17 protein-coding genes are annotated in these 21,643 nt (G+C 70.1%); 2 read left to right on the top strand and 15 right to left on the bottom strand.

Annotated elements, in window-relative coordinates; genetic code table 11:
* Positions 1 to 45: 45 nt before the first annotated feature.
* Genes C5C17_RS05905 through C5C17_RS05890 form a run of 4 tightly spaced genes read right to left on the bottom strand, consistent with a single transcriptional unit; the run spans position 46 to position 6,997 of the window.
* Complete coding sequence (locus C5C17_RS05905; protein WP_104252464.1) at positions 46 to 2,196, bottom strand: ATP-dependent DNA helicase RecG; 2,151 nt, start codon at positions 2,194 to 2,196, stop codon at positions 46 to 48.
* On the bottom strand, positions 2,196 to 4,640 hold the full coding sequence (locus tag C5C17_RS05900) for a DUF3488 and transglutaminase-like domain-containing protein (RefSeq protein WP_104252463.1): 2,445 nt from the start codon (positions 4,638 to 4,640) through the stop codon (positions 2,196 to 2,198). The genes C5C17_RS05905 and C5C17_RS05900 overlap by 1 nt, the downstream gene beginning before the upstream one ends.
* The gene (locus C5C17_RS05895) at positions 4,637 to 5,950 is read right to left on the bottom strand and encodes a DUF58 domain-containing protein (RefSeq protein ID WP_104252462.1); all 1,314 of its coding nucleotides are present in this window, start codon (positions 5,948 to 5,950) and stop codon (positions 4,637 to 4,639) included. The genes C5C17_RS05900 and C5C17_RS05895 overlap by 4 nt, the downstream gene beginning before the upstream one ends.
* A 3-nt stretch (positions 5,951 to 5,953) precedes the next feature.
* Positions 5,954 to 6,997 carry a MoxR family ATPase gene (locus C5C17_RS05890; RefSeq protein WP_104252461.1) on the bottom strand — a complete coding sequence of 348 codons (1,044 nt, stop codon included), beginning with the start codon at positions 6,995 to 6,997 and terminating at the stop codon, positions 5,954 to 5,956.
* A gap of 106 nt (positions 6,998 to 7,103) precedes the next feature.
* Here C5C17_RS05890 and rsmD point away from each other — a divergent pair, with 106 nt between their 5' ends.
* Positions 7,104 to 7,715 carry a 16S rRNA (guanine(966)-N(2))-methyltransferase RsmD gene (rsmD, locus tag C5C17_RS05885; protein WP_104252460.1) on the top strand — a complete coding sequence of 204 codons (612 nt, stop codon included), beginning with the start codon at positions 7,104 to 7,106 and terminating at the stop codon, positions 7,713 to 7,715.
* Here the strand turns inward: rsmD and thiL are convergent.
* On the bottom strand, positions 7,664 to 8,809 hold the full coding sequence (gene thiL, locus C5C17_RS05880; protein WP_258066001.1) for a thiamine-phosphate kinase: 1,146 nt from the start codon (positions 8,807 to 8,809) through the stop codon (positions 7,664 to 7,666). The two genes, rsmD and thiL, sit on opposite strands and share 52 nt — an antisense overlap.
* 24 nt (positions 8,810 to 8,833) lie before the next feature.
* Here thiL and C5C17_RS05875 point away from each other — a divergent pair, with 24 nt between their 5' ends.
* Positions 8,834 to 9,331 (top strand): DUF3515 family protein, encoded by a 498-nt coding sequence (locus tag C5C17_RS05875; RefSeq protein WP_104252459.1) that lies wholly within the window; start codon positions 8,834 to 8,836, stop codon positions 9,329 to 9,331.
* A 63-nt stretch (positions 9,332 to 9,394) separates the two neighbouring features.
* On the opposite strand, the gene C5C17_RS05870 is transcribed toward C5C17_RS05875, so the two are convergent.
* The 10 genes from C5C17_RS05870 to C5C17_RS05825 form a co-directional block, all read right to left on the bottom strand.
* Positions 9,395 to 10,585, bottom strand: coding sequence for a D-alanine--D-alanine ligase family protein (locus C5C17_RS05870; RefSeq protein WP_104252458.1), 1,191 nt, complete (start codon positions 10,583 to 10,585; stop codon positions 9,395 to 9,397).
* Between the two features lie 72 nt (positions 10,586 to 10,657).
* Positions 10,658 to 11,665 (bottom strand): NAD(P)H-dependent glycerol-3-phosphate dehydrogenase, encoded by a 1,008-nt coding sequence (locus C5C17_RS05865; RefSeq protein WP_258066000.1) that lies wholly within the window; start codon positions 11,663 to 11,665, stop codon positions 10,658 to 10,660.
* On the bottom strand, positions 11,662 to 12,471 hold the full coding sequence (locus C5C17_RS05860) for a 1-acyl-sn-glycerol-3-phosphate acyltransferase (protein WP_258065998.1): 810 nt from the start codon (positions 12,469 to 12,471) through the stop codon (positions 11,662 to 11,664). Before C5C17_RS05860 ends, C5C17_RS05865 begins: the two co-directional genes overlap by 4 nt.
* Positions 12,472 to 12,473: 2 nt before the next feature.
* Positions 12,474 to 13,844, bottom strand: a complete 1,371-nt coding sequence (gene murA, locus C5C17_RS05855; RefSeq protein ID WP_104252457.1) for a UDP-N-acetylglucosamine 1-carboxyvinyltransferase — start codon at positions 13,842 to 13,844, stop codon at positions 12,474 to 12,476.
* Entirely contained in the window at positions 13,841 to 14,470 is a 630-nt protein-coding gene (gene leuD / locus C5C17_RS05850) for a 3-isopropylmalate dehydratase small subunit (protein ID WP_104252456.1), read from the bottom strand. The genes murA and leuD overlap by 4 nt, the downstream gene beginning before the upstream one ends.
* On the bottom strand, positions 14,470 to 15,975 hold the full coding sequence (leuC, locus tag C5C17_RS05845; RefSeq protein WP_104252455.1) for a 3-isopropylmalate dehydratase large subunit: 1,506 nt from the start codon (positions 15,973 to 15,975) through the stop codon (positions 14,470 to 14,472). The genes leuD and leuC overlap by 1 nt, the downstream gene beginning before the upstream one ends.
* A gap of 230 nt (positions 15,976 to 16,205) precedes the next feature.
* Positions 16,206 to 16,985, bottom strand: coding sequence for an FHA domain-containing protein (locus tag C5C17_RS05840; protein ID WP_146079094.1), 780 nt, complete (start codon positions 16,983 to 16,985; stop codon positions 16,206 to 16,208).
* Positions 16,978 to 19,407, bottom strand: a complete 2,430-nt coding sequence (locus C5C17_RS05835; RefSeq protein WP_146079093.1) for a transglutaminase domain-containing protein — start codon at positions 19,405 to 19,407, stop codon at positions 16,978 to 16,980. The genes C5C17_RS05840 and C5C17_RS05835 overlap by 8 nt, the downstream gene beginning before the upstream one ends.
* Positions 19,404 to 20,627, bottom strand: a complete 1,224-nt coding sequence (locus C5C17_RS05830) for a DUF58 domain-containing protein (RefSeq protein ID WP_146079092.1) — start codon at positions 20,625 to 20,627, stop codon at positions 19,404 to 19,406. The genes C5C17_RS05835 and C5C17_RS05830 overlap by 4 nt, the downstream gene beginning before the upstream one ends.
* Positions 20,624 to 21,595 carry a MoxR family ATPase gene (locus C5C17_RS05825; RefSeq protein WP_104252451.1) on the bottom strand — a complete coding sequence of 324 codons (972 nt, stop codon included), beginning with the start codon at positions 21,593 to 21,595 and terminating at the stop codon, positions 20,624 to 20,626. The genes C5C17_RS05830 and C5C17_RS05825 overlap by 4 nt, the downstream gene beginning before the upstream one ends.
* Positions 21,596 to 21,643 lie beyond the last annotated feature (48 nt).

Here is a 21,643-nt window from a genome sequence, read left to right as displayed (position 1 = left end):
TGTCTTGGCGAGCCCCGTTCCCCCGACGGCGGCCGACGGCGGCCGTCAGGACTTGCCGAGGAACTCCCGCTCCTCGAAGCTGTGCCGGCCTATGGCCGCCTTGAGGTCCGGCCAGCGCTTCAAGCTCCAGTCGTCGTTGATCAGCAGGGCGGCTTCGTCTCGCGCGGAACGGATGAGGTCCGTGTCCTCGATGACCCGGAGCAGCTTCAGGGATGTCCGCCCGCCGGATTGTGCGGTGCCGAGCACGTCGCCCTCGCGGCGCAGCTCGAGGTCGCGCTCGGCGAGCTCGAAGCCGTCGAGCGTCTCCGCCACTGCGTTGATGCGCTCCCGAGCGGTGGATTCCTCCTCGGAGTTCGAGACGAGCAGGCACAGCCCCGGGTGCTCCCCTCGCCCCACGCGACCGCGCAGCTGGTGCAGCTGCGAGACGCCGAAGCGGTCCGCATCCATCACGATCATGACCGACGCGTTCGGCACGTTGACGCCGACCTCGATGACCGTCGTGGCGACGAGCACGTCGATCTTGCCCTCCGCGAAGGCCCGCATGGCGCCGTCCTTCTCGTCGCTCGGCATCGCCCCGTGCACTGCGGCGACGCGCTTGCCCGCGAACAGCGGATGCACGGCGAGCGTCGGCGCGAGCTCCATGACGGCCGCGACCGGTTGCGGTGCCTCCTCGCCTTCGGCGGGCTCCGCGGGCTCGGAGGGCTCGATGGCCGGGCACACGACAAACGCCTGCCGCCCCCGGTCGACCTCTTCCGCGACGCGCTGCCAGGCGCGTTCGAGCCAGTGCGGACGCTCGCGAGTCGCGACGACGAACGTCTCGATCTTCTGGCGCCCCTTCGGCATCGTCACGATGCTCGAGATGTCCAGGTCGCCGAAGATGGTCATGGCCACCGTGCGCGGAATGGGGGTGGCGGTGAGCACGAGCAGGTGCGGCGGCTGGGCACCCTTGGCGCGCAGCGACTCGCGCTGCTCGACCCCGAACCGGTGCTGCTCGTCGACGATGACGAGGCCGAGGTCGTCGAACATGACGTCGTCGCTGAGCAGTGCGTGGGTGCCCACGATGATCTTGGCCTCGCCGGCGACGACGCGGAGCGCGGCCCGCTTGCGCTCGGCTTTCGGCATGCTCCCAGTGATGAGGGTCGGCTTCAGGCGCTCGGCGAGCTCCGGCCCGAGCGAGTCGATGATCGAGCGGTAGTGCTGGGAGGCGAGCACCTCGGTGGGAGCGAGCATGGCCGATTGTCCGCCCGAATCGGCGACCTGCAGCATCGCGCGCAGGGCGACCAGCGTCTTGCCGGAGCCGACCTCGCCCTGCACGAGGCGGTGCATGGGCACGCCACGCGCGAGGTCCTTCGCGATCTGCCGGCCGACGGTCTTCTGGTCGGGGGTGAGCTCGAAGGGCACCCGTTCGTCGAAGGCCGCGAGCATGGGGCCGATGTCGTCGGTCCTCGCCCGGGCGGCGACGAGCTCGGAGATGGCGCGGCGCTGCAGCAGCGCGGCCTGCAGCACGTAGGCCTCGGTGAAGCGCAGCGATTCCCGCGCCCGTTCGAGCAGTTTGAATGTCTCAGGTTGGTGGATGGCACGCATCGCCTCGTCGTAGCTGTACATGCCGAACATGGCACGCGTCTCGACGGGTACCGGGTCGCGCAGGAACGGGACCGCTTCGAGCACCGCCTGGACGGCGGCCGCGACCTTCCAGGTGGGGAGGCTGGCCGTGGCCGGGTAGATCGGGATCGGCTCCTTCAGCCACTGGTCTCGACGCTCCGACAGGGCCTCGAGCGGCGCATTCTCGAACAGCTCGTACTCGGGATGCGCGAGCTGGATGGCCCCACGGTAGGCCGACGCCTTGCCGGAGAAGATACCCGTCACGCCCGGCTGCAGCTGCTTCGCCCGCCAGCTCTGGTTGAAGAAGGTCAGCGAGACGATGCCCTTCTCGTCGGTGATCTCGACCTCCAGGATCGAACCGCGGCGCGCCCGCATCTGCCGGTCGCTGACGCGGAGCACGCGGGCGACCAGGGTGACGTGCTCTCCGAGCGGCAGCGACTCGATGGCGGTCATCTCACCCCGGCGCGCGTAGCGGCGTGGGTAGTGCTCGAGCATGTCGGCGACCGTCGTCACGTCGAGCTGCTTCTTGAGCTGCTGAGCGTCGCGCTTGCCGAGCACGTCCTCGAGCGGAGTGTCGAGGTTGAAGCCGTCCATCAGCGCCTTCCTGACAGGGAGGCCGGGGCGAGCACCGCCCGGCGACGGACGGCGGGCGCCGCCGCGGCCCGGAGCGCTGCCCGGACCACGAGGACGTCGTTCCAGAGCGCCGACCGCTCGCCTGCGCTCAGCTGCTGCCCGGCTCCCGGGTCCGAGAAGGCGGCGTGCTCATGCTCGACTCGGATGCGATCGAGCGCGGAGCGGGCGTCATCCACCTCCCCGACGGCGGGGTCGGTGGCGGCGGCAGGGGCGTCTGCCGGGTCGCGTCGGGTCTCGAAGGCGCCAGCGATGGCGACGACGACCGCCTCGGGGGTGAGGCCGGCCGCGAGCCGGACGCCGTAGTCGACGGCGCTCTCAGAGATCTCCTGCCAAGCGGCGGTTCCCGCGCTGGGATGCTGCGGGGGTCTCCCGGTGAGGACCGCAGCTCGGCGCGCTCGCCGTCTGGCGCCGCGAAGGAACGCTGGGATGAGGAGGAGCGCGATGACCGCCAGCGCCCCGGCGATGACTGCGAGCGTGACGAACACGGCGGAGAGGTCGATGCCCGCTTCCTCACCCTCCTGCTCTCCGGCGGTTTCCGTGCCATCGGTCGGAGCCGGAGTCGGCGTCGGCGTCTCCGGTGGCACGGTCGGCCCCGCCGTGCTCTGCGTCTCGACGGGCGTCGGTGTCGGCGTCGTCGTCTCGAACGGGTCGATCGTCGGCGCCGTCGTCTCGCCAGGGCCGGGCGCGACGAGGTTTCCGAGCGCACCAGCCGGCGTCGTCTCGAACATGACCCAGCCGTGCCCGGGCAGGTAGAGCTCTGCCCACGCGTGGAGCTGGTCGCTCGTGACGGTGTACACGGGCTGCCCCTCGGCGTTCAGCTCCCCTGCGGAGCCAGGCGTGAAGCCGACGCCGATGCGGGAGGGGATGCCGAGCATGCGTGCCATGACCGCCATCGACGACGCGTAGTGCACGCAGTACCCCGCTCGTGCGTCCAGGAAGGCGGCGATGACGTCGAGGCTCGTGCCGTCGTAGCCCTGTTGGACGGGCGCGGTCTCCGAATACGCGAAGCCCTCGGCGAAGAACGCCTGGAGCTGCAGCGCCTGCGTCCCCGCCGGGGCGTTCTCGTCGACGATTCCGGCGAGCACGTCCCGAATGCGGTCGGCACTCGGCTCGTCCGGCACCTGCGTGAGCGGTTCGAGCTCGGGCGGCACATCGACCTCGACCTGCGAGATGGTCTCGAAGCTCGGGGTCGGCACCACCGTCTGGATCTCGTAGTTCTGCGCCAGGGCCTCGTCGTTCGCGCTGCGTACGTCACCGGTCTGCTCTTCGAGGAGGAACTCCCCCTGGAGGTCCACGATGCTGGCCGCGAAACCGGGCCGCGGGAGGAACGAGCTCACGCCGTCGTTGAGCACGATGCGCGTCGTGAACTCGCTGGACTGCGCCCCGGCGGAGACACCGGTCGGGAGGGGCAGCTCGCCCCCGTCGATCGCCACGTTCCCGTCGAAGGCACCGGGGGTCCAGTCGTCGCTGCCGTTCAGGTCGCTGAGCGTCTGCAGCGTCAGGTACGGCAGCGAACCCTGGTCCGTGGTCGTCGCGTAGCGGAGCACCTCGACCGCGTTGTTGCGCCGAAGGTCTTCGCCGAGGTCGATGATGGGATTCGCCCGGTTCGTGGACAGCCCGGCGGTGGACGTCTGCCGAATCGCGTCGATGCCGGTCGGCGCTGGGACGACGGTCGAGGCGACGAGGACGGCAACCAGCGACACCGCGGTGACGCCCAGCGCGCCGCCGAGACCGGCCAGGCCCCTGCTGTCCACGAGAAAGCCCTGGTACGAGAGCTCCTCGTCGTGCACGCGCTGGTGCCAGCTCGACACCGCATAGAGGAACACCGCGAGCGCCAACGCGGCGAAGACGTACGCCCACCCGTCGAACGCGTCGATGCCGAGGGCCATCGGGATGAGCGGGAACGCGAGCAGCGGCAGCATCGCGAGGGAGCGACCCCTGATGCCGAACACGAAGAAGTCGCAGAGCACCACGATGATCGCGACGCCGATGAGCACGAGCATCGTCATGGCGTCGGTCTCACGCAATGGGGCCGCGTCGGAGCGCAGCTGCTCGACGAGCTGCTCGGCCAGCACACCCCAGCCCTCGACCGTCGCCCGCGGAGAGCCGCGCCCCGTGAAGCCCACGAGAACGATCGCACCGCCCACGATCGAGGCGATGAGCGCCCAGAGCTGCGACCCCGTGAAGGTGCGAACGAGCGCGGCGGCCCCGAGCATGACCGTGACCAGGACGATGGCCTTCGCCGACCACGTGTTGGTGTCGAAGATCGGCCACAGCAGGTTCGTCGCGCTGAAGATCAGGACGGCGAGCGAGACGGTGACCACCCAGGAGCCGTTGGCGCCCGGGGTGCCCTTCCAGCCTTGGCGACGGCGCATCTGCGCCGTGGTCGTGGCTTGCGCGCTCATGCGGTGGCCTCCAGCTCCAGCACGGGCGAGAACGGCCGGGCGCGGGTGGGTGAGTAGACAGCGACGTTCCAGCCGGCTTCCGTGAACGACGTCAGGGTTGCCGGGGGCACGGGCTCGTCGGAGACGATGAGGGCAAGGGCGGGCGAGGCGACCGACGAGAGCGAGCGGATGGCGGCCAGACCATCGCCGGTCAGGTGACGGTGCACGTAGACGACGGGCGTGCGCGCCACCCTGGAGATGTCGTCGACCACCTCGGCGCAGGCTTCCCGGCGCTCAGCGTCGGGCTGCGTCAGCATGAGTCGACGCATGACCCCTTCGAGGGCCTCCTCCGACGGGGTGCGCGTGCTCTCGGCGTCACCGTCGAGAGCGGCGTGCGTCTCGAAGAGCTCGGTCTCGTACCCGAACCGGTGGAAGCGTGCGAGCACCGAGGCGGCGAGGGAGACCGCGAGCTCGAACTCCGCATCCACGGCAGTCATCGGACCGGCCTGCTCGTTCATGAGGTCGATGATCGTCATCGGCGCCTTCGGCTCCTCGACCTCGGGCGCCCCGCTCGTGTCGAGGATCACCACGGAGGTGTCCTCGGCGTGGTGCTCCTCCTGCCGAACGCGAAGCTCTCCCGCGTGCGCCGTCGCACGCCAGTGGATGCGTCTCAGCGGGTCCCCTCGTCGGTAGTCGCGGGTGAGCACGTCGTCGGAGTCGCCCGACTGCGCGACACCGGCCTCGACCTCACCGCCGCTCTTGCCGCTCGGCACCGACATCGCCGGCAGGTCGACGACGCGAGGCCACACCTCGACCTCGGTCGCCTCACCGATCTTCAGGACTCGCCTGGTCAGGCCGAGGCCGTCCATGTTGTCGAAGAACAGGGGCCCGACCTCGTGGACTCCGCGCCGCATCGAATCCACCCCGTAGGCGACCCGGCGGCGCCGCTTGTCTTCGTTGCGGTTGATGCGTGAGCCGATCGCCGGCAGCACGCCGCCGACGCTGGACGGCTCCGCGCCGGGCAGCAGGTCCAGGTAGGAACTCGGCTCGAGCGCAATCCAGGACCGGTTGCGGACCTCCGTGACCACACGCATCCGATCACCCACCGCGAGCGTCGTCGGGTAGATCGTGCGCTCGGCTTCGAGGCGCGGACGCCAGATGAGGCGAAGCACGTAGGCGACGAGGGGCAGCGCGACGAGGAACCCGCCGAGGGCGAGCAGTTCGCCACGGCCGAAGACCACGGCGGCGGCTCCGAGCAGCACGCCGACCACCACCAGGCCGATGGCTCGGCTGGTGGGTCTCAGCCGCCTCTCGATGCGCTTCGTCGCCACGCGCTACGCGGTCGCCGCGCTCGTTGGGACGGCGATCTGCTGCGAGATCTGGTCGATGATGCGGGCGGCGGATGCAGACGCGGCGGTACCCCTCGACCCGCGGGCGCTCAGCACGAGCCGGTGCGCGAAGACGGGACCGACGAGCTTCGCCACGTCGTCCGGCACGACGAAGTCGCGCCCGGCGACCGCCGCAGCCGCGCGCGAGGCGCGGACAAGATGCAGGGTGGCGCGGGGGCTCACGCCGACGCGCACGTCGGGATGCTCGCGAGTGGCCCTCGCGAGGTCGACGATGTACTGCTTGATGGCGGGGGCCACGTAGATTCGCGAGGCCTGCTCGATCATGGTCGACACGTCGGTCGCGCTCAGCGAGGCGCGCACGCTGGCGAGGGGGTCGCTCGAGTCGCGGCGGTCGACCATCGCGAGCTCGTCATCGCGCTCGGGGTAGCCCATCGACATCCGCGCCATGAAGCGGTCTCGCTGCGCCTCCGGGAGTGCGTACGTGCCTTCCATCTCCGAAGGGTTCTGCGTGGCGAACACCGTGAATGGCGCGGGGAGCTTGTGCGTGACGCCGTCGACCGTGACCTGGCCCTCTTCCATGCACTCGAGGAGCGCCGACTGGGTCTTCGGGGAGGCGCGGTTGATCTCGTCGCCGATGACGACGTTCGCGAACACCGGGCCCTGCTGGAACTCGAAGCGGCGTTCGACCTGGTCGTAGATCGCGACACCCGTGACGTCCGACGGCAGGAGGTCAGGGGTGAACTGGATGCGGCTCACGGTCGAGTCCATCGCCGCCGCGAGCGTCTTCGCGAGCACCGTCTTGCCGACGCCTGGCACATCCTCCACCAGCAGGTGACCGCCAGCGAGGAGCACGACGACGGCGAGGTGCACCTGCTCGTCCTTGCCCGAGATGACTGACGACACGCTCTCGCGGATCTGACGAGCGCCATCCTGCAACGCGACAGCCGCGTCGGATGCGCGATCGCGCCCAGTCGACGTCGTGGGCGAGGCTGTCGCCGCCCGGGTTTCCCCGCTGTTGCCGTATTCCATGGCCACCTCCGAATTCAAGTGCCCATCATTCCACGCACCCCCGACAAGTTCGGCCAGAAGCTCGCGGCTGTGCGCACCGATGCGACCCCGCGGCTACGATCGCTGCGTGACACGCATCATCGCAGGAGCCGCCAGGGGCCACTCGCTCAACGTCCCCAAGAGCGGCACGCGCCCCACGAGCGACCGCGTCCGCGAGGCGATGTTCTCGTCGCTCGAGTCGCTGCTCGACCTCGGCGGTGTCGCCGTGCTCGACCTGTACGCGGGTTCCGGGGCACTCGCGTTCGAGGCGCTCAGCCGGGGCGCATCCAGCGCCGTGCTCGTCGAGCAGTCCAAGGCGGCCACGAGCGTGCTGCGCGCCAACGCCGACCTGCTCGCGCGCGTGACGCGCGAGCAGGGCCGCCGCACGGTGACGACGCGCGTCGCGCAGAACTCCGTGGCGAGCTTCCTCCGCACTCCCCCAGCGCAGCTCTTCGAGCTCGTGTTCATCGACCCGCCATATGACCTCGGCGAGGCAGAGCTCGCAGAGGCGCTCGAGGCACTGGTGCCGCACCTGGCTCCCGAGGCGGTCGTCGTGCTCGAACGCGGTTCGCGCTCCCCCGCGCCGACCGTTCCGCGCAGCTTCGAGCCGCTGCGCCGCAAAGCGTACGGCGAGACGATCGTCTACAGCTACGAGGCGAGCCCCGTCGAAGACTCCGCCGACGAGAAGTCCCAGGCGTAGGGATCCCAGCCCCGAGCCTCCCTCGGCTCACCATCGACGAGGACGCGTGAGGTGTCGTCGTCGAGCAGCGGATGCACTCGACCGATCGCCCTGAAGCCGTCCGGCAGTGTCACCCCGGCCGGGAAGGTCGCGAGCAGGCCGTGGTCCTCGCCGCCGACCACGACGAGATCCACGGCGCGCGCCCTCCGCTGGGTCTCGTCCAGCTCCGGCATCGCGGCGCTCAGCGCAGCCTCGACCGCCTCGACGTCAGACGCGAGAGCAGCCGTCTCGACGTCGAGCCGCACGCCGCTGGCTCGAGCCAGCCGCGCGGAATCGAGAAGGAGGCCATCGGAGACGTCCATCATCGCCGACGCCCCGGCGTCCCTGGCCGCGAGTCCCAGGCTGGCGTCGATCGTGGGTGCGAGATGCCAGTCGATCACCGACGCCACGGCTTCGCCACGATCGCGCAGGGCCGCGATGCCCTCCGCCAGCGCCTCCCCGCTGGGATCCCGGGCGAGCGCATACAGCAGCGAGAGCCCGGTGCCGCTGCGCCCGGCGGGACCGCTGAGAGCCAAGACGTCGCCGGGCTGGGCTCCAGACCGTCGCACCGAGTCTCCCCCGCGCAGGTCTCCGAACGCCGTGATCGCGATCACCAGCTGCTCGCTCGTCGAGAGGTCACCGCCGATGACACCGCACCCGGGGGCCATCTCGCCGAGCGCCTCGGCGAATCCCTCGGCCAGCTCCTCGACCCAGGAGACCGCCGTCTGCCCGGGCAGCGCAAGCGCCACGGTGATGGCGGTCGGGGCGGCCCCCATCGCCGCGACGTCGGCGAGGTTCGAGGCACACGCCTTGCGGGCGAGGTCGCGAGCCGACGACCATGCGAGGCGGAAGTCCGGCCCCTCGATCATGAGGTCGGTCGTGATGACGACCTTCCCGTCGCCGGCCGCCAGGACCGCGGCGTCGTCGCCGGCGCCCAGCACCCCGGCCCTGGCCGCAGGAACTCTGGCGAGGATGCGCCGCAGCAGCTCGGTCTCGCCACACTCGCCCACTGTCAGGGCGACAGGGGCGCCAGCAGGGACGGGACGGGGTGAGGCTTCGTCGGGGAGGGCAGGCACCCGTTCACGATAGCCTGGGAGCAAATGCCTCGAACCTCCCGCTCCGCCTCGCGAATCGGCTCCGCCGTCGCCGCGACCGCCGCATCCATAGTGCTGCTGACCGCCTGCAACAGCGCCAGTGTGCCGATGGAACCGGCGCCCGACGCCGCAGCGCCAGAGTGCGCAGAGGTCTCGGTCCGTCTCCCCTCCACCGTCGACGGACTCGAGCTGCGCCTCACGAACGCCCAGGCCACGGGAGCCTGGGGCAGCCCAGCCAGCGTGCTGCTGCGCTGCGGGGTGCCGACGCCTGGGCCCACCTCCGCCGAGTGCCGAAACATCAACGGCATCGACTGGATCGTTGACGATAGCCAGGCCCCGACCTACCGGTTCACCAGCTACGGGCGCACCCCCGCCGTCGAGGTCATCGTCGACTCCGACGTCGCATCTGGCGTCAACGCGCTCATCGACCTCGAGGACGCGGTCGAGAAGCTGCCGAAGACGGGCGCCTGCGTGGGCGCCGACGACGTGCTCGGCTCCCAATAGCGGCCGAGATCCCGTCCAGGTCCGGGCTGCGGGGACGCCCCGCCCCCGCCGCCAGCTGTGCCGCTAGCGCGTGAGGCGCGCCTCGCGGGCCGCGGCGTGCGCGCTCGCGACCTCGATGAGCTCGGTGATGAGCTCCGGGTAGCTCATGCCGCTCGCCTGCCAGCACTTCGGGAACATGGAGATGGGCGTGAAGCCGGGCATCGTGTTGATCTCGTTGACGACGAAGCCGTCGTCGGTGAGGAAGAAGTCGACGCGGGCGAGCCCGGACGCGCCGAGCGCTTCGAAGGCGCGGACGCCGAGCTCCGCCATCTCCTCGAGCAGCTCGTCGCTCAGGTCGGCGGGGCAGCGCAGCTCGACCCCCGAGTCGTCCAGGTACTTCGCCTCGAAGTCGTAGAACTCCGCCTTCGTCATGACGATCTCACCGGCGACGGAGGCGCGCGCACGTTCCCCCGGGCGCGACTCGAGCACGGCGATCTCGACCTCTCGGCCGACGACTGCGGCCTCGACGAGCACGTGGTCGTCCTCGGCGAGGGCCGTCGTCATGGCGCCGGCGAACTCTTCGAGCGCAGCGACCTTGCTGACGCCCACGCTCGAGCCGGCGCGGGCCGGCTTGATGAACACGGGAAGCCCGAGCTGGTCGATGACCTCGGCCGCCAGCGACTCACCCTGCGTGTCCCACTGATGCTGCGTGACGGTGACGCCGTCCGCGACCTGCAGGCCGGCATCCCGCAGCACGATCTTCGTGTAGTGCTTGTCCATGCCCACACTCGCGGCGAGCACCGACGACCCCACGAAAGGCAGGCCGACGAGCTCGAGCATGCCCTGCACGGTGCCGTCCTCGCCGAACGGGCCGTGCAGGATCGGGAAGACGAGGTCGACCTCGCCGAGCGACGTGCGCTCCGTGCGCTCGGCTCCGGCTTCGGCGCCCAGGGCGTCGCCCTCGACTCGGGAGACGGTCACCTCGCGGTGCTTCGCGGAGTCCGGCAGGTGGATGCGCGTGCCGTTGTCCACGACCTCCGGCAGGTTCTCGGGGTCGAGCGCGAACTTGTCCGCGTCGTCGTCCTCCAGCACCCAGGCGCCGTCACGCGTGATGCCGATCGGCAGGACACGGTACTTGTCGCGGTCGATCGCGCCGAGGACACCGCTCGCCGTGGCGCACGAGATCGCGTGCTCGCTCGATCGGCCGCCGAAGACGATGGCGATGAGGGGCCGCGAGTCTGCGGTTGCGGTGGCGTTCGGCTGAGCGGTCGACATGAGGGTTCCTTCCACGAGCGACTCTTCGCTCACCGCATCAAGGGTACGGGGTCGCCAGGCTGGGACGAGGCGCTACTCGCCGCTCGGTCCGTCGTCGGTCGCGAGGTGCGGTGCCAGGTCGGCGGGGCTCATGCGGCCGTGGAGGACATCGTCGATCTGCGTCGCGATGGGCATGTCGACCCCGTGGCGTTCGGCGAGCTCGAGGATCGCCCCGACCGATCTGAGCCCCTCCGCCGTCTGCTGCATCTGTGCGACGACGTCGTCGTAGACGTACCCCTGCCCGAGGAGCCTGCCAGCCGTGAAGTTGCGCGAGAGCGGGGATTCGCACGTCGCGATGAGGTCGCCGAGCCCGGCCAGCCCGATCATGGTCGACGCCTGGGCGCCCATGGCGACAGCGAAGTCGGAGATCTCGGCGAGGCCGCGCGTCATGACCGACGCCTTGGTGTTCTCGCCGTAGCCGACGCCGTCGACGATGCCGACGGCGATGGCGATGAGGTTCTTGAGGACCCCGCCGAACTCGGTGCCGACCACGTCGACGTTCACGAACGACTTCAGGTAGCCGTTGCGGGCGAGTTTCGCGACGCTCACGGCCGTCGCCTCACTGTCAGACGCGACGACGATGGCGGTCGGCTGCTCCTTCGCGATCTCGAGCGCGATGTTGGGCCCGCTGGCCACCGCGATGCGCTCGGGCGGGAGGTCGAGGACGCCCGTGAGCACCTGGCTCATGCGGAGGCCGCTCGAGCGCTCGACGCCCTTCATGAGGCTCACGACGACCGCGTCGTCGTCGATGAGGGTGGCGAGCTGCCCGGCGAGCTCGCGCGCCGTCTGCGCGGGCACCGACACGAACACGAAGCGCTGCCCTCGAACCGCCTCGACGAGGTCCGGCGTCGCGCGCAGGTTCCTCGGCAGGTCGATGCCAGGCAGGTAGCCCGTATTGCGGTGCGATTCGTTGATCTCGTTCGCGACCTCAGGACGGCGAGCCCAGATGGTCACCTCGTGCCCCGCGTCAGCGAGTACCTTCGCGAACGTGGTGCCCCAGCTGCCGCTGCCGAGCACGACGGCGCGCTGCACGGAGCTCACGCGCCGCTGCCCGATTCTCGTGGGGCTGTGCCCCGGTCCTGCGGGAACCGGCCGTGCTCCGTCTGCCCGTGCTTGGCCGGGTCGTAGAGCTCGGTCGGAGCCTTCTCGCCGCGGATGCCCTCGAGCAGTCCAGTGATGTCGTGCATGATGAGCTCGGTCGCGGCCTTCATGGCGCTCGCGCTGTGCATCCGCCCGTTGAACTCGGCGAGGCTGACGGGCTCGCCGACGTGCACCGTGATGGTCTTGCGCCAGCCAAGCGTGAGCTTCTTGGAGTAGCGAGGCAGGATGTGCTGCGCGCCCCAGATCGCCGTCGGGTAGACGGGGATGTCGGCGCTCAGGGCGACGCGGGCGGCTCCGTTCTTACCGCGCATGGGCCACAGCTCGGGCTCGCGGGTCAGCGTGCCCTCCGGGTAGATGATGACCCCCTGGCCGAGCCGCGCGAGCTGCTGCGCGGACGCGATGGCAGCCTGGTTGGCGCCGCGGACGTCACGCGAGACGGGGATCTGCCCGCTCTTGCGGAGGATCCAGCCGAGCCCCTTCACTCGGAAGAGGCGGTCGGCCGCCATGAAGCGCGGCGCGCGGCCGAGCTTCCAGACCGCCATCCCCATGATGAGCGGGTCGACCTCGCTGGTGTGGTTCGGGGCGACGATGAATGCGCCGTCGACCGGCAGCTCGCCCTTGATCTCCCACCGCATGATCGGCCAGCTCAGTGGGAAGGCGATCGCCGCCAGGAACCAGAAGATCGACGGAGTGCTCTTCTCCGGCGAGACGCGCTTCCCCGCAGATCCCCGCTTCGCAGCGGTCACTCCTACGCCTCTACCGTGAAGTCAGCTCCGAGGGTCTCGAGCTTCGCGATGAAGTTCTCGTAGCCGCGCGCGATGATGCCGACATTGGAGACACGCGAGGTGCCCTCCGCCGCGAGCGCCGCGATGAGGTGGCTGAAGCCGCCGCGCAGGTCGGGGACCTCGATGTCGGCCGCCTTGAGCTTCGTCGGGCCGGAGATGACGGCGGAGTGCTGGAAGTTGCGCTGGCCGAAGCGGCACTCCTGGCTGCCGAGGCACTCGCGGTGCAGCTGGATGTCGCTGCCCATCTCGACGAGGGCGTCGACGAAGCCGAAGCGCTGCTCGTACACGGTCTCGTGCACGATCGAGACGCCGTGCGCCTGCGTCAAGGCGACGACGAGCGGCTGCTGCCAGTCGGTCATGAAGCCGGGGTGCACGTCCGTCTCGATGACGACGGGGCGCAGCTCGCCGCCTGGGTGGTAGAAGCGGATGCCGTCGTCGTGGATCTCGAACGCTCCACCTGCTTTGCGGAAGACGTTGAGGAACGTGAGCATCTCGGGCTGCTTGGCGCCGCCGACGTAGATGTCGCCCTTCGTGACGAGGGCCGCGGAGGCCCAGCTGGCTGCCTCGTTGCGGTCGAAGAGCGCCTTGTGGCTGTAGCCGCCGAGGCGCTCGACGCCCTCGATGCGGATGACGCGGTCGGCGTCGACCGAGATGATGGCGCCCATCTTCTGCAGGATGTTGATGAGGTCCATGATCTCGGGCTCGATGGCCGCGTTGCGCAGCTCCGTGCGCCCGTTCGCGCGGACGGCCGTGAGCAGGACCTGCTCGGTGGCGCCGACGGACGGGTACGGGAGCGTGACCTTGGCGCCGTGCAGGCCCTCTGGCGCGCTCATCCGGATGCCGCTCGGCAGCTTCTCGATGACGGCGCCGAAGTTGCGGAGCACCTCGAGGTGGAAGTCGATCGGGCGGTCGCCGATGCGGCAGCCGCCGAGGTCGGGGATGAACGCCTCGCCGAGGCGGTGCAGGAGCGGGCCGCAGAAAAGGATCGGAATGCGGCTGGAGCCGGCGTGCGCGTTGATCTCGGCCATGTGGGCCGTTTCGACGTTCGTCGGGTCGAGGCGCAGGTCGCCGGACACCTCGTTGCGGTCGATCTTCACGCCGTGGAGGGTGAGGAGGCCGGCGACGACGCGGACGTCGGAGATGTCCGGCACGTCGCGGAGAACGCTGACGTCCTCGCCGAGGAGGGCCGCGACCATGGCCTTGGTCACGAGGTTCTTCGCGCCACGGACCTCGATGCGACCGGCGAGCGGGCGTCCGCCGTTGAAGACGATGGTGTCGCCGGTCAGGCCGACTGATGCGCCGGCGCGAGCCGAGTCGTTGGTGATCGTGTTCACTGAGTTGCACTCCCTGCGGTGGTGGACCTGCGGATCGGAAGAGTCCGCGGACGCCACGCCTCTCGGCGTGACTCAAAGGTGGAGATCGCGTGTTCGTCACGCAACGTCAACGAGATGTCGTCGAGGCCCTCGAGCAGACGCCATCTCGTGTAGTCGTCGATCTCGAACGTCGCCGTCATGTCTCCGACAGTAACGGTGTTCGTGGTGAGGTCAACGACCGCAGCCGCGCCCGGGTCCGCTTCCGCGGCATCCCAGAGCTGTTCTACGAGGTGCTCCTCCAGCGTGGCGACAAGCAGCCCTTGCTTGCCGGCGTTGCCGAGGAAGATGTCTCCGAAGCGGGAGCCGATGACGGCTCGGAAGCCGTAGTCCTTGAGCGCCCAGACGGCGTGCTCTCGGGATGACCCCGTGCCGAAGTCGGGTCCAACGAGCAGGATGCGGGGGTTCTCTTGGTATTCGGGTCGGTTGAGGACGAACTCGGGGTCTTGCCGCCACCCGTTGAAGAGCGCGTCTTCGTAGCCCGTCTTGGTGACGCGCTTGAGGTAGACCGCCGGGAGGATCTGGTCGGTGTCGACGTTGGAGCGGCGAAGCGGGACGGCGGCGCCTTCGATGCGGGTGATCTTCTCCATCAGACGGTCACCTCCTGTGGCTGCTGTGCGGTGCCCGGGGTTGTGGATGCTGCGGGCGGGTCGAGATCGGACGGACTGGAGAGCGTACCGCGAACCGCGGTCGCGGCGGCCACGAGGGGAGACACAAGATGGGTCCGCCCGCCCTTGCCCTGGCGCCCTTCGAAGTTGCGGTTCGAGGTGGAAGCGCAGCGCTGGCCCGGTTCGAGCTGGTCTGGGTTCATGCCGAGGCACATCGAGCAGCCCGCGAAGCGCCACTCCGCTCCGAAGTCGGTGATGATCCGATCGAGGCCCTCGGCTTCCGCCTCGAGGCGAACCCGCGCGGAACCGGGGACGACCATGACGCGCACGCCCTCTGCCTTCTGGCGTCCTGCGATCACGGAGGTGAAGGCGCGGAGGTCTTCGATCCGGCTGTTCGTGCACGACCCCATGAAGACGACGTCCACGGGGATGCTCTTCAGCGGGCGGCCCGCTTCGAGCGCCATGTACTCGAGGGCGCGCTCGGCGGCCTGCCGGTCGTTGGGGTCGGCGAACTCGGACGGCTCTGGGACGACGCCGCTGAGGGAGACGCCCTGGCCGGGGTTGGTGCCCCAGGTGACGAACGGCTCGAGGGTGTCGGCGTCGATGGAGACCTCGGCGTCGAAGACGGCGTCGTCGTCGGTGCGCAGCGTTCGCCAGTAGTCGAGTGCCACGTCCCAGTCTTCGCCGATGGGGGCGTGATCGCGGCCTTCGAGATACGCGAAGGTCTTCTCGTCCGGTGCGACCATTCCCGCGCGCGCTCCGGCCTCGATCGACATGTTGCAGATCGTCATGCGCCCCTCCATGGAGAGGGCTTCGATGGCGGAGCCACGGTACTCGAGCACGTAGCCGGCGCCGCCGCCCGTGCCGATCTTGGCGATGACGGCGAGGATGATGTCCTTCGCGGTGACGCCCTCCCTGAGGGTTCCGTCGACGTTGATGGCCATCGTCTTGAACGGCTTGATGGCGAGCGTCTGCGTGGCGAGCACATGCTCGACCTCGCTGGTGCCGATGCCGAACGCGATGGCACCGAAGGCCCCGTGGGTGGAGGTGTGCGAGTCGCCGCAGACCACGGTGATGCCGGGCTGCGTGAGGCCGAGCTGCGGCCCGACGACGTGCACGATGCCCTGCTCGGCGTCCCCGAGCGGGTGGAGACGGATACCGAACTCCTTGGCGTTGCGGCGCAGCGTCTCGATCTGCGTGCGGCTCGTGGTGTCGGCGATGCGGTTCAGGATGTCGACCGTCGGCGTGTTGTGGTCTTCGGTCGCGATCGTGAGGTCGGGGCGGCGCACGGGGCGGCCAGCGACGCGCAGGCCGTCGAACGCCTGCGGGCTGGTGACCTCGTGCATGATGTGCAGGTCGATGTAGATGAGGTCTGGTGAGCCGTCTTCACCCTTGGCGACGAGGTGGTCTTCCCACACCTTCTGCGCCAGGGTTCTCGGCTGCGCCGTGGGGAGTGCGCCGTGTGTGCTGCTGCGTTCGGTCTTCATGCTGCTTGTGTCTCCTCGCATCTGGTCAGGCGCCTTGAACACCGCGACGGGATGCACCTGCGAAGTCAGGCCCCGTCGCGGCAGCAAAGGAGGAGCAGACCGGCAGACATGCGGACCATGCTAACACTGCGTCGTCTGCAGCTTTTCGGGCTTCTGGTGTCGGCGTCGGGGGTGTGAGTCGCAGCGACGAGACCATGCGGCTCCTGACGGGACGAGGCTGAACGCGGTGCTCAGCTTCGGCGGATCGACAGCCGGTATTCGCCCAGCTGCACGACGTCGCCGGAGCGGAGTTCCGCTGGGACTCCAGGCTCAACCGCGAGGGCGCCGTGCGCATTCCCGCCAGGGAAGAGGGCGACGCCGTTGGTGGAGTTGAGGTCGTCGACGTACAGGCGGTCGCCGTCTGCCCAGAACCTGGCGTGGGTCTTCGACATGGTCTGGGTGATGTCGGGGACCGCGGAGACGGAGGCGTCTGGGAAGCGTTCCTGCGACGGGTTGCGCCCGATCACCACCGGACCGTAGATGGGGAGGCTGACGCCGTCGGCGAGCACGATCACCCATTCTGGGAGCGGCTGCTCGGCATGCGCGCCCGGCCCCTGCACGCTCGGCTGTCGGGCGTCGACCTCCGGGGTGGTCGAAGGCCCCTGGAACGGCACTGCAGACTGGGCACGATCGACCGGAGCGAGCGGCGACTCGAGCGGTGCGCTGGTGACCTGCGCTGCTGCGCCGAACTGCGGGGCGGCGGGAGGCAGACCCTGCGCGGCCGGCTGCAGGCCCTGCGCGGCCGGCTGCAGGCCCTGCGCGGCCGGCTGCAGGCCCTGCGCGGCCGGCTGGAGGCCCTGCGCGGCTGGCTGTGGCGTGAGCCTGGGCCGTGGGGCGGGCAGCGGCGGCAGCGGATAGTCGTCGTCGAGCTCGGCGCGGAGCCAGTTGTCGGGCGATCCTTCCGCCGAGCTTCCGCGCGCTGATTGCTCCGACCGAGCTGCCCGGTCGGGCTCGTCTGCCGTCTCAGACATGCTCGCCCCCTGGCCGATCATTCCCGGCGGTACCTCGATGAACCCCGAACGTTCCACGTCGCCATGATACGGCTCGCTGGCGGCGGCGGAACGCAAATCGTCCTCGGAGGCGGCGCCAGAAGCCGACGGACCTGCGCGCCTCGGCGACGGAGGCATCCGCATCCGCCCAGAGCAGCGCGAGCTGCTCTTCCGTCGGCAGCTCGTCGCCGAACACGGCCAGGTCGCTCCGGTCGGCGATGGAGGCGAGCGATGGATGCACTGCCGCGGCCGTCTGCGCGCGGGTGCGTCGTGGCGGCACTGCGTAGCCGAGCTCCGCGTATCGGTCGATGCTGTCGCTCCATGCCCCGGCTGCCCGGAGGTCTGGGGTCCCTTCGTGCTGTCGTCTTCGGCGTCGTCGCCGTTTGAGGAGCGCGATCACGAGCAGCGGCACGAAGAACAGCGCGAGTGGAACCGCGAGCGATGCGCCGAGCGTGAGGATCCAGCCGGGGAGGGTCTCCTCGTCGTCCGGCTCTTCCTCCTGACGGCGCTCGTCGGCACTCGTCAGCAGCTCGTCCGGCTTCTCCTGGGTCTGCGGTGGCTGACGCACCTGGGCCTTGGGCTTCGATTGGGGGTCGGTCGTCGTGTTGACGGGCACGTCGGTGCGCTCCGGTGTGGGGTCGAAGGCGACCCATCCGAAGCGCTCGAATGGCACCTCGACCCAGGCGGTGACGTCGGAGCCGCGCACCTCGGTCGTGCCCTCGCTCGTGACCTCTGGCGCGTAGCCCATGACGACACGGGCCGGGAAGCCGAGCTGGCGGGCCATGATCGCCATGGCGGACGCGTACTGCTCCTCGTCGCCGACGAGGTAGCGGAGTTCGAAGAGCTCCTGCATGCGGTCGAGTCCGTGCCCGGCACGGGAGGGCACGGTGTCGCTGGCGGTGCCGTGGCTGAAGTACCCCTCGGCCATGAGCGCGTTCTCGATGGCCTTCAGCTGCAGGTAGGGCGAGGTCTCGCCCGCGACGTAGCTCTGCAGGCGCTCGACGAGCGCGGCTGGGGCGGCGGGCATGTCCGGGTAGGCGAGGTCGACGACGTCCGCGTTGTCGAGCTGCCCTTCGATCGGGAGGTCCTGCACGAGCGCGGCGATCTCGTAGGTGTCGCCTTCCTGGAGTCCCGAGGTGAGGAGGCCTCCGCTGGCGCGGGCGTTGAAGCGGAAGTCCCCGCGGCGCTCTGGCAGGCTGCCGCCGGTGAGGTTCACGTCCGTCGGGACGCCGACGCTTGGCAGCCAGATGTCGGAGTAGTCGCGGATGGTGACGTCGAGGTGGCGTTGGGAGGATGCGGTCACGAAGGGGTTGCTCGGCACGACTCGTCCCGAGAGGGTGTAGCTGCCGGCTGCTTCGAGGGACTGCTGGGGGTCGGCGATCTGCCAGGACTTGCCCGAGTAGCTCTCGAGGGTCGCGAGGCGGATGCGGTCGCCGCCCTGGAGGCCGGTTGCGTCGAAGAGCACGGCGTCTGGTCTCAGCTTGGAGTACTCGCGGAAGCCGGCGAGTGGGCTCGTGTGCGAGAGGGGGTCGAACGGCGGTGTGATCTGCTCGCGTGCGACGACCCGCTGGTCGGCGACGGTCGCGGAGGCGACGAGGCCACCGGCGGTCGTGAGCAGGGCGGCGACGAGGACGAGCACGCCGGTGCCGAGCGCGCGGGCACGGAAGAGCGCTCGCCTGGCGTCCTTCGAGGCGACGTTGCCGAAGCCGCGGCGCCAGCTGAGCCAGACGAGGGCGACGACGGCGAAGATCCCGCCGCGCAGCACACCGGCGACGCTGTCGTCTGTCCCGATGAAGATCGCGCTGGCGAGGACGGCGAGGGGGCCGAGGAGCGCGACGGTCGGCGGCCAGACCGCATGAGGGCGTGCGGGCGCGACCCAGAGGAGCAGCATCATCGACACGAGGGAGCAGGCGGCGGCGACGAAGTAGGGAAGCGCCGCGAGATGGCCGGGTTCGAGGAGCGGCGTCGAGAGGGTCACGGCGTCGCGCCACGCGAACACGGGGGCGCGGGCGAGGTCGGCGAGCGTCGCGAGGGTGGGCAGCACGCCGCCGAGGTCGGACTGGGGCAGCGCGAACGCGGTTCCGAAGAGGAAGTAGCTGGCGATCGCCACGAGGATCGTGTTGACGCGGGTGAGGCCCAGGCGGGCCCCGATGAGGGCGGGGCCGATGCCGACGAGGAGTCCGCCAGCGACCGCGAGCAGGAACCAGCCGCTGCCGTAGGCGGGCGCGAACCCGAGGGATGCGAGCGTCGTGAGCGCCGCGATGACACCCGCGTCGACTATTGAACGCGCCCCCATCAGGGACGTGGTCGCTGTCTCCTGCGGCGCCCGGGTGGCTCGGTCGCGCCGGGGCGAGGACATCTCCCGCGGTCCGCCGCCTGTCTGCCCCTTGGTCGCCGCGGTCATGTGCGCACCCGCGTCTCGCGCACCAGGCGCGGCAGGTCGTCGAGATCAGGCACCGTGCACACGACGGTCTCGCGGAGGCGCGTGCGGCTGGCTGGGTGTCCGATCGCGCAGCGGAAGACGACGAGCGTCACGTCGGCTGCGAAGACCGACTGCAGCTGCCCGAGCTGCGCGTCGGTCGTGGCGCTGCCGCAGACGAGGAAGACGATGCTGGCCTGGGGAAGCCGTCGCACGCTGAGGGCGACGAAGTCGCGCAGCGATGGGGCTGCCCTCGCGTGGGGCTGCAGCCTGCTGGTGCCGTCGAGCATCGATGAGACGGCGCGCGTCGGCAGCCGCCCGCTCTGGGTCATGGCGCTGAGGGCGACCCCTGAGCGGATGAGTTCCTGCGCGAGGGAGGCGAGCACCTCGACGCCGAGCTCGAACTCCTCCTCGGACGCGTAGGCGGACGTCTCGAGTGTCTGGAGCACGTTGGCCTGCGAGCGACGGGTCTCCTGGAACTGCCGGACCATGAGCAGGCCGGTCCGCGCGCTCGTGCGCCAGTGGATGTTCCTCCGGTCGTCCCCGGGCTCGTAGGGGCGGAGGGCGTGGAAGGCGAGGTCGTCGTCGGTGATGCGCTCGCCGGTGACACCTTCGAGGTCGCGGAGGAGGCCTGCCACCTGGGCGGTGATGCGCACGGTCCTGGGGTGCACGAACAGCTCGAGCACGCCCGTCCATCTCCTGGCCCGCTCGAGCAGGCCGATGGGGTCGCCCCGCAGCGAGCGGGCTGGCCCGGCTTCGATGACGGCGCGGCGCGTCGTGGGCACGGCGAAGAGGTCCTCGTGCGTCTCGTCCGGGGCCAGCTGGGGCACGCTGAACTCGGCGGTCGCGTGACCGACGGGGAGTGCGAGGCGGGTCGGGAGGACGCGGCGCTCGCCGAGGTTGGTGACCTGCAGGCGGCCGAGCGCGCGGTCGCCGACGCGAACGCGCCGCGGCTCGAGGTCGACCTGGACGCCGAAGCTCTCGCGTCCGATGGTGAAGGGCACCGCGGCCGCGAACACGCCGATGAGCACTCCCCCGATTCCGATGAGCTCGAGCCAGCCGAACACCGTCCCGGCGGCGAGCAGCAGGACGCCGGAGACGAGCACGATCCAGCCGAGCGGCGTGACGCACCTGATGGCGTCGCCGATCGTGAGCCGGTCGCGGTCCGCGACGTCGGCTTCGGTGGATTCGTGCGCGTCGGTCACTGCGCGGCTCGGTGCTGGGGTGGGTCGACCTCGAGGAGGCACCGGTCGATGACCTGGTCTGGCGTGGTACCCGAGAACTCGGCTTCCGGGTCGAGGATGAGCCGGTGTGCAAGCACGGGGTGCGCGAGGGTGCGCACATCGTCGGGGACGACGTAGCGGCGGCCGTGCGCGAGGGCCCAGGCCTTCACGGCGCGGGCGAGCGCGAGGGCACCGCGGACGGAGACGCCGACGAGCACGTCTCGGTCGGCGCGTGTGGCGGTGACGATCTCCGAGACGTAGGCCATGATCGACTCGTCGACGTGCACGTCGGCGGCGAGCTGCTGCATGACGACGACGTTCTCGGCGTGGAGGATGGCGGGCACGCTGTCGGCGCGCTGCCGGTTTCCCGCATCCATGAGGAGTCGCACGGTGCTCTCGTGGTCGGGGTAGCCGAGGGAGGTCTTCATGAGGAAGCGGTCGAGCTGCGCTTCCGGCAGCTTGTAGGTTCCCGCCTGCTCGACGGGGTTCTGGGTGGCGATGACGAGGAATGGCGACGGCACGGGATGCGGTGTTCCGTCGACGGTGACCCGCCCCTCCTCCATGACCTCGAGCAGCGCGGACTGCGTCTTCGGCGAGGCGCGGTTGATCTCGTCGGCCAGCACGATGGAGGCGAAGATGGGGCCCGGGTGGAACTCGAAGTCGCGCTTCCCCTGGTCGAAGATCGTGACGCCGGTGACGTCGGAGGGCAGCAGGTCCGGCGTGAACTGGACGCGGCTGTTGGTGCCGTCGATCGTCTTGGCGAGGGCCTTCGCGAGCACCGTCTTGCCGGTGCCTGGCACGTCCTCGAGGAGGAGGTGCCCCTGGCTGAAGAGGGTTGTGAGGGTGAGCTCGACGACGTGCCGCTTGCCGACGACCGCCTGCTCGATGTTGGCGGTCAGCCGCTCGAAGGCGTCCTGGAACCAGGCGGCCTGCTCTTCGGTCACGGTCATACGGGCTCCTCTTCGCGACGGCTGCTGCACGTCAGGTCTCTTGATTGT

The organism is Pseudoclavibacter sp. RFBA6 (assembly GCF_002931575.1).
In the GTDB taxonomy this organism is placed as follows: domain Bacteria; phylum Actinomycetota; class Actinomycetes; order Actinomycetales; family Microbacteriaceae; genus Pseudoclavibacter; species Pseudoclavibacter terrae.
Note: the sequence above shows the minus strand (reverse complement) of the source record. Positions and strands in the feature narration are given on the sequence as shown.